Origin of the sequence: Methylobacterium sp. WL7, assembly GCF_008040085.1 — a bacterium.
Classification (GTDB): domain Bacteria; phylum Pseudomonadota; class Alphaproteobacteria; order Rhizobiales; family Beijerinckiaceae; genus Methylobacterium; species Methylobacterium mesophilicum.
This window is the reverse complement of sequence record NZ_VRVG01000181.1, coordinates 1-7469: the sequence shown is the minus strand read 5'-3', so window position 1 is coordinate 7469 and position 7469 is coordinate 1. Positions and strand designations below refer to the sequence as shown.

10 protein-coding genes are annotated in these 7469 nt (G+C 70.6%); 6 read left to right on the top strand and 4 right to left on the bottom strand.

Going from position 1 to position 7469, the window contains the following annotated elements:
* The 3 genes from FV233_RS26935 to FV233_RS26925 form a co-directional block, all read left to right on the top strand.
* The coding region (locus FV233_RS26935) for an outer-membrane lipoprotein carrier protein LolA (protein WP_147899344.1) at nucleotides 1–781 on the top strand (781 nt) is incomplete at its 5' end.
* 263 nt (nucleotides 782–1044) lie between these two features.
* On the top strand, nucleotides 1045–1854 hold the full coding sequence (gene xth / locus FV233_RS26930) for an exodeoxyribonuclease III (protein ID WP_147899343.1): 810 nt from the start codon (nucleotides 1045–1047) through the stop codon (nucleotides 1852–1854).
* A gap of 347 nt (nucleotides 1855–2201) precedes the next feature.
* Nucleotides 2202–3080: an SDR family oxidoreductase gene (locus FV233_RS26925; RefSeq protein ID WP_147899342.1), complete on the top strand. Its 879-nt coding sequence runs from the start codon at nucleotides 2202–2204 to the stop codon at nucleotides 3078–3080.
* A gap of 10 nt (nucleotides 3081–3090) precedes the next feature.
* Here FV233_RS26925 and FV233_RS26920 read toward each other — a convergent pair whose 3' ends face one another.
* On the bottom strand, nucleotides 3091–3582 hold the full coding sequence (locus tag FV233_RS26920; protein ID WP_147899341.1) for a cache domain-containing protein: 492 nt from the start codon (nucleotides 3580–3582) through the stop codon (nucleotides 3091–3093).
* Between the two features lie 72 nt (nucleotides 3583–3654).
* The gene (locus FV233_RS26915; RefSeq protein ID WP_147899340.1) at nucleotides 3655–3957 is read right to left on the bottom strand and encodes a hypothetical protein; all 303 of its coding nucleotides are present in this window, start codon (nucleotides 3955–3957) and stop codon (nucleotides 3655–3657) included.
* A 264-nt stretch (nucleotides 3958–4221) separates the two neighbouring features.
* Between FV233_RS26915 and FV233_RS30675 the strand changes: the two genes are divergently transcribed.
* Nucleotides 4222–4386 (top strand): hypothetical protein, encoded by a 165-nt coding sequence (locus FV233_RS30675; protein ID WP_187278242.1) that lies wholly within the window; start codon nucleotides 4222–4224, stop codon nucleotides 4384–4386.
* Between the two features lie 426 nt (nucleotides 4387–4812).
* On the opposite strand, the gene ssb is transcribed toward FV233_RS30675, so the two are convergent.
* Together ssb and FV233_RS26905 are read right to left on the bottom strand one after the other, a co-directional pair.
* A complete protein-coding gene (gene ssb, locus FV233_RS26910) occupies nucleotides 4813–5385 on the bottom strand; it encodes a single-stranded DNA-binding protein (RefSeq protein WP_147899339.1) in 573 nt (190 codons plus the stop codon).
* 168 nt (nucleotides 5386–5553) lie between these two features.
* Nucleotides 5554–6570 carry an NADP-dependent oxidoreductase gene (locus FV233_RS26905; RefSeq protein WP_147899338.1) on the bottom strand — a complete coding sequence of 339 codons (1017 nt, stop codon included), beginning with the start codon at nucleotides 6568–6570 and terminating at the stop codon, nucleotides 5554–5556.
* A gap of 108 nt (nucleotides 6571–6678) precedes the next feature.
* Here FV233_RS26905 and FV233_RS26900 point away from each other — a divergent pair, with 108 nt between their 5' ends.
* On the top strand, nucleotides 6679–7074 hold the full coding sequence (locus FV233_RS26900) for a DUF4174 domain-containing protein (RefSeq protein WP_147899337.1): 396 nt from the start codon (nucleotides 6679–6681) through the stop codon (nucleotides 7072–7074).
* Nucleotides 7075–7223: 149 nt separating this feature from the next.
* Nucleotides 7224–7400 (top strand): hypothetical protein, encoded by a 177-nt coding sequence (locus FV233_RS30670; protein WP_007569379.1) that lies wholly within the window; start codon nucleotides 7224–7226, stop codon nucleotides 7398–7400.
* The last annotated feature ends 69 nt before the right edge of the window (nucleotides 7401–7469 follow it).

The following is a 7469-nucleotide window of genomic DNA, read 5'->3' as shown; positions in this document are numbered from 1 at the left end:
CCCCGAGGCCGCCCCGGCGGCGCCGGCGCCCGCGCCCCGGAAGCCGGCGGCCAAGCCCGCCAAGGAGTCCGCGGCCAAGGAGGCGCCGAAGGCCGGCAGCCCCAAGGCCGGCACCAAGAATTACGACAAGGCGGACCACAGGGCCGCCGAGCCCAAGGTCGCCGCCGTGGGCGCGCCCACGGCGCTCGCCCCGTCCGAGCCGGCGGACGCCGCCACCGTGCTGGCCCAGGCCAACGCCTACTTCAACGCCATGAACACCCTGACGGGCAGCTTCATGCAGATCGGCGCGGACGGGCGCCGGATCGGCGGCAAGCTGACGCTGGCCAAGCCCGGCCGCCTGCGCTTCGACTACGACCAGCCCTCGCCGCTGGAGGTGGTGGCCGACGGCACCTCCGTGGCGGTGCGCGACCGCAAGCTCGCCACCCAGGACCTCTACTTCATCGCCCAGACGCCGCTGAAGTTTTTGCTGCGTGAAAAAATCGACCTCGCCCGCGACCTCTCGGTCACCGACGTCGCCAACGATCCGGGCGGCGTGCGCATCAGCCTGGAGGACCGGGCGACGCTCGGCGGCACCTCGAAGATCCAGCTGTTCTTCGATGCCGAGATGAAGACCCTGTCGCAGTGGCGGATCACCGACCCGCAGGGCTACATCACCACGGTGCAGCTCTCGAACCTGCAGCGGCCCAAGACCGTCGACGCCGGCCTGTTCTTCATCAATTACGGGCGCGCCGAGGATAAGGCGATGCAGCAGCAGATCCAGCAATCGCAGCAGCCCAACTGATTTTCGGGGCGATGCGGCATGCTCCGCTGAGCAACATTTCACGAGGATCCCATTCGCCAAGGGATCGAGGTTTGCCCGATCGCTGAAACATCCACCGCGTCATCCCGGGGCCGCGCAGCGGAGCCCGGGATCCATGACCGCCGACGACGCAAGCACCCGCACCGTCAGAGGATCTGGATTCCGGGCTCGCCTCCGGCGCCCCGGAACGACAAGGCGGCTTATCTCACCTCCCCAAGCCCGAGACGCAACCCGAGACCCCGCCCGTGCGCCTGTCCGTCACCACCTGGAACATCAACTCGGTGCGGCTGCGCATCGACCTGGTCCTGCGCTTCCTGGCCGAGCACAAGCCGGACGTGCTCTGCCTCCAGGAGACCAAGTGCCCGGACGACGCGTTCCCGCTCAAAGCCCTGCGCGGCTCCGGCTACGAGCACGTCATGTTCGCCGGCCAGAAGGGCTATAACGGCGTCGCGATCCTGTCCCGCTTCCCCCTGCACACCCGCGGCGTGATGGGTTTTTGCGAGAAGCAGGACGCCCGGCACATCTCGGCGGTGCTCGGGCCCGAGGCGGGGGCCGCGGCCGGCATCGTGCTGCACGATTTCTACGTCCCGGCGGGCGGCGACGTGCCCGACCGCGCGCTGAATCCGAAGTTCGCCCACAAGCTCGATTTCCTGGGTGAGCTGCGCGCCTGGGGCGGCCAGCGCGTCGCCGGCCCGGCGATCCTGGTCGGCGACCTCAACGTCGCGCCGCTGGAGCACGACGTCTGGTCGCACAAGCAGCTCCTCGACGTGGTGAGCCACACCCCAGTGGAGACCGAGGCCCTGGAGCTGCTGCGCGGCGAGGCCGGCTGGATCGATGCGGCCCGCCACCTCACCCCGGAGCCGGAGAAGATCTACACCTGGTGGAGCTACCGCTCCCCGGACTGGTCGGCGGCCAACAAGGGCCGGCGGCTGGACCATGCCTGGGTCTCGCCGGAGCTGGCCGGCACGGTCCGCGCGGTGGAGGTCCTGCGCGACGCCCGCGGCTGGGAGCGGCCCTCGGACCACGCCCCGGTGACCCTGACCCTGGCGCTGTGACGGCGCGTCACGGAACCGCGGTGACCACTGCGCATTGCCGGATCACGAACCCGCGATGCGAGACCGCCCGATGCGTAAGATCCTGATCGCCCTTCTGCTTCCGAAGGTCGTGTCCTTCCTGCGCCGCCGCTACGGCGGCCCGCACGCCGCCCGCGACCGGGCGTTCTGACGCCCCGCTCGACCGCCCGCCACGTCGCGGCTCACCGCCCTGTCTCCGCGTCCGGCCCGGATCGCGGAGCGAGGCGGCTTTTTCGCGTGCGCCCCCGATGGCGCCGCGTGGTTCGCCAGCCTGATACGACCGGTCGAAGCGCGCCCCAGATGCCCCGTCCTGCAGGAAACCGCGCCCGATGACCGACGATCCCCGCGAGGCCGGTCCCCGGCCGCCCTTTCCCGGCGACCAGCAGCAGGAGCGGCCCGGCCTCACTTCGAAAATGACGCCGCGTCCCGACCACGGCGAGGAGAGCTACGTCGGCAAGGGTCTGCTCACCGGGCAGGCGGCGCTGATCACCGGCGGCGATTCCGGCATCGGCCGGGCCGTGGCGATCGCGTATGCCCGCGAGGGCGCCGACGTGGCGATCTCCTACCTGGAGGTCGAGCAGTCGGACGCGGAGGACACCAAAGCCTGGGTCGAGAAGGCCGGCCGCCGCTGCCTGCTCCTGCCGGGCGACATCCGCGACGAGGCCCAGTGCCGGGCGCTGGTGGACCGCACGATGGCCGCGTTCGGGCGGCTCGACGTGCTGGTCAACAACGCCGCCGCCCAGGTGGTCAACGAAGGGCTCGACGACCTGAACGCCGCCGACATCGAGGGCTCGTTCCGGGCCAACGTCTTCGCGATGTACTACCTCGCCCAGGCCGCGGTGCCGCACATGAAGCCGGGCGGCGCGATCGTGAACTCGACCAGCGTCCAGGCCAAGGTCGCGGGCGCGAACATGCTGATCTACGCCGCCACCAAGGGCGCCATCGCCAGCCTGACCATCGGCCTGTCGAACCTGCTCGCGCCCAAGGGCATCCGGGTGAATTGCGTGGCGCCCGGCCCGGTCTGGACCCCGATCCAGCCGATCGTGAAGAGCCCCGAGGAGCTGGAAGAGCTCGGCACCCAGACACCGCTGGGCCGCGCCGGCCAGCCCGCGGAACTCGCCGGCGCCTACGTGCTGCTCGCCTCGCGCGAGGGCAGCTTTATGTCGGGCGCCCTCGTGCCGGTGACCGGCGGCATCCCGATGCTGTGAGGGCGGGGCCTCACTCGACGTAGACGCCCGCGCCCACCAGCGCCGGGACGTCCTCGACCGTCGTGGCGCAGACGTAGCTCCACTTCACCTCGGGCGTGCTGCGCCGGGGCCGCGGGAACATGTAGTCGACCCAGCCGGACCCGGATTCCCGCACGATCCCGATGAAGTCCTTGTGGAACTGCTTGCCGGCCGCGTCGTGCTCCTGGAGCAGGTCGCGGCCCTCGCGGTTCGGATGGGCGGCGTTGAACAGCACGGTCCCGTGCATGTCGACGACGAACAGGTAGACGTCGCCGTAGCGCCAGGGGCTGTTCCTGCGCCGGAACGCCGGGAAGGCGGTGCGGCCCTCGCTCTCGATCAGCTCGGCGGCCCTGTTGACCAGGCCCTCGATCTCCGCCGCCTGGTGGACCGGGCCGCGCTGATCCCGCCCGGCCACCCGCCCCAGCGGCAGGACCACGAACAGGACCAGGATCGGCAGGCTGACGATCAGTGCTCGCTTGGGCATGGTCGCCCCCCTGACGGTCCCCCTTCGGTCCGGTGATCGCGGTCCCGTTCGGGGGCGTCGATCACCGGAGCATCAGCCGGCGCGGCGCCGGAAGAAACCGGTCTCGATCGCCATCCGCGGCACGGGCCACCAGCGCAGCCGCTTCGGCCCGGGCAGGATGGCGGCCGGAAGCGGGGCATCGTCCGCCGCCTCCGCGGGATGGTGGGTCTCGATCATGCGCTTCAGCCGCTGCAGCGCGGTGAGATACATGCAGGCCCGCAGGCGCCGGGCCTCGCTCGACCGCATCGCTTCGAGGTCCGCCAGCAGTGCTTCCGCCTGTCGGATGTGGTGTTCGGCCTCGGTGATGAAATCTTCGATCGCACAGAGATCTGACATCTTCCGGCTCCCGGATACGATGGAGATATCGACGCTGGCAGGCTTAGACATCGGGCATCGACGGGTCTCCCCGTGCGGTTCCCTTCGCGTCGCAGGTACCTCTCCGAGAGCGAGGACCTGTCCGGACCCAGGTTAAATCCCGGTGTCGTCAATTTCGCGATCGATCGGCGAGCCGATATTCAATATTCAGGCGAGACAGATAGTGCGGACGCCGCCGAACCGCGCTGAGTCGGACGGATATACCATGTGGCCGACAGTAGATCCATGTCGCATGCTGCGGTCGATGGAATTCATCGCGCTGCGAAGCGCGCGCCGCCCGGGCGGGCCTTCCGGCAGGGGCTGGCCTGGCTGGAGGATGGCGGCGACTCCGATGCCGGCCCGCGCCCGGTCGTCCTGACGGTCGGCGGGACCGCCGGCGTGGCGCTGTGACGGAAACTCCCGGGAGGGCAGGGACCGCGGCGCCGGGGACAGGCGGCACGCCGATACGGGGAGCGGCGTAGACCGCCATCAGTCGGCCGCCCACCGTCATCGCGAGCGCAACGAAGCAAGCCAGTGCGGCGCGCGATCTCCGGACGTGGCGTTTCCCTGGGTTTCTTCGCTCCGCTCGCGATGACGATTCGGGGTGCATCAGTCGCAGCGAGGCGGACTCGGCTGACGACGGCATGACCCGACCCGAACGTTTCGGGAACGCCGTTGGCGATCTTGAGTGCGACGGCGATACTGGACGGTTCGGGGGCGTGTGGAAAACCTGATGCAATCCAGAGCAAGCAACCGTGCGCCGGTTTGCAGACTACGCAATCACTCAGAAAAAAACCCGCCGCGGTGAGCGGCGGGTCTGAGAGATCCCGAAAGACCCTAGAACGGGATATCGTCGTCCAGGTCGTAGCCACCGCGGGCCCCGCCGCCACCGCCGCCGGACGAAGCCGGGGCCGGACGTCCGCCGCCGCCGCCCTGGGCGCGGCCGCCGCCGAAATCACCGCCGCGGTCGCCGCCCCGGCCGCCGCCGGACTCGCCGCCGCGGCTGATCTGGCCGCCGCCCTCGTCCTCGCCCGCGAAGTCGCCGCCGCCACCGCCGCTGCGGCCGTCGAGGATCGTCATCTCACCGCGGAAGCGCTGGAGCACCACCTCGGTGGTGTACTTCTCGACGCCCGAATTGTCGGTCCACTTCCGGGTCTGGAGCTGGCCCTCGATGTAGACCTTCGAGCCCTTGCGCAGGTACTGCTCGGCCACCCGGGCGAGGTTGTCGTTGTAGATCACGACCGAGTGCCACTCGGTCTTCTCCTTGCGCTCGCCGGAGGCCTTGTCCTTCCACGACTCGGACGTCGCCAGCCGCAGGTTGCAGACCGGGTCGCCCGAGCCCAGGCGGCGCATCTCCGGGTCGCGCCCGAGGTTGCCCACCAGAATCACCTTGTTGACGCTGCCCGCCATCGCTCTCTCCTTACCGTACGGATCTCACTGGGCTCATCACCCGGCGGCCGCGGACTCATGCGCCCGGGCCGTCGAGGCGGCAACCTGCGGTGCGGATTTGTGCCCGCTATCCGCATGCTGCCGAACTTTTATGTTCTATCTATGTTCCATTTTCGCGGCAAGCCCCGCTCACGGGATATGCACGACCAGCTTGCCGAAGTTCCGGCCCTTCAGCAGGCCGATGAACGCGTCGGGTGCGTTCTCGAGGCCCTCGACCACGTCCTCCCGGTACCGGACCTTGCCCTCCCGGATCCAGGCCCCGACCTCGCGCCGGAAGGTCTCGGCCTGGTCGGCGAAATCCCAGACGATGAAGCCCTGGATGTGCAGGCGGTTCGTGAGCACCGCGCGCATCAGGCCGGGCAGCCGGTCCGGGCCGGGGGGCGCCTCGGTGGCGTTGTAGGCCGAGACCAGGCCGCAGACCGGGATCCGGGCGAACGGGTTGAGCAGCGGCATCACGGCCGAAAAAACCGCGCCGCCGACATTCTCGAAATACACGTCGATGCCCTTGGGGCAGGCCTCGGTCAGCGCCCCCGGCAGGTCGGCCCCGCGATGGTCCACCGCCGCGTCGAAGCCGAGCTCCTCCGTGAGGTAGCGGCACTTGTCCGGCCCGCCCGCGATCCCGACAGCGCGGGCGCCCTTCAGCCTGGCGATCTGCCCGACGAGCGAACCCACCGGCCCGGCGGCGGCGGCCACCACCACGGTCTCCCCGGGCTTGGGCCTGCCGATGTTGAGCAGGCCGGTATAGGCGGTCATGCCCGGCATCCCGAGCACGCCGACCGCCGTCGAGGGCGCGGCGGCGTCCGGATCGACCCGGCGGGTGCCCTTGCCGTCGCTCGCAAAAAATTCCTGCCAGCCCGCGAAGGCCGTTCGCAGCTCCCCGACCGGGATGTCCGGATGCTTCGACGCGACGACCTCGCCGACCACCTCGGCGGTGATCGGCTCGCCGATCTGCACCGGGGTCGCGTAGGATTTCGCGTCGCTCATCCGGCCGCGCATATACGGGTCGAGCGACAGCCAGCGGGTGCGCAGCAGGATCTGGCCCGGCCCGATCTCCGGCACCGGCCCCTCCTCCAGGCGAAAGTTTTCGGGCTTCGGCTCCCCGTGCGGGCGCGACGCCAGGACGATGCGGCGGTTCACGGCGTTCATGAAAGACTCCCGGGTGTTCTGCCTGCGACCCCCGATCTGGGGCGCGAGGCGGCGGCGGCCAATGGGGCGCCCCGCGCGTTGACCGGGATCGGCGGGCCAGGAGGCACGATGCGCGCGACCCTGATCGGCCTCGGACTGGCCGCCCTGACGGCAGGAGCCACGATGGCCGGACCGCTCGACGCCTATCGCTGGCGCTCCCGGGTGCTGGTGCTGTCGGCCCCCGATCCGGACGACCCGGACCTGCGGGCGCAGCGGGCGGCGCTCGGCCCGATGCGGGGCGGGGCGGCCGAGCGCGACCTCGTGGTGCTGGAGGCGGTCGGGGACGGCGCCGCGGCCCGGGCCTTGCGCGCGCACCTGTCCCTGCCGGCGGGCGAATTCCGTGCGGTCCTGGTCGGCAAGGACGGTGGCGCCAAGCTCACGGAGGCGGCGCCGATCCCGCCCCAAAAACTGTTCGCCACGATCGACGCGATGCCGATGCGGCGGGGCGAGATCCGAGGTCGCTGACGGGCTGCGGCGGACCCGGTTTCCGGGGATGGCGGGGCCTCCGGACACCAACGGTTAAGCCTACCGGCCTATCACCGGGCGGTGTCGGCGGCCGTGGTCCGGCCGTCCGTTGTGGCCCGCCAGGACGCGCGAACGAGACCCTCGCATCGATGACCCGAGAACAAGTCGCCACTGCCATCCGCCGCGTCGTCAGCCTCCAGGTCGAGGACATCGAGCGCGCGGTCCGCGACGGTCACAAGACCATCGCGCTGAACGAGCTGGCGGATCTGAACCGCCAGCTCAAGGCCTTCGCGGCCGCCCTCAAGAAGGCCCCGGCCCGGATCTGATCCGGGTCGCCGCCCTACCAGCGGGGCCCGCCCCAGCGGCGGGGCGGAACGTCCTCCGGCGGGGGCGGG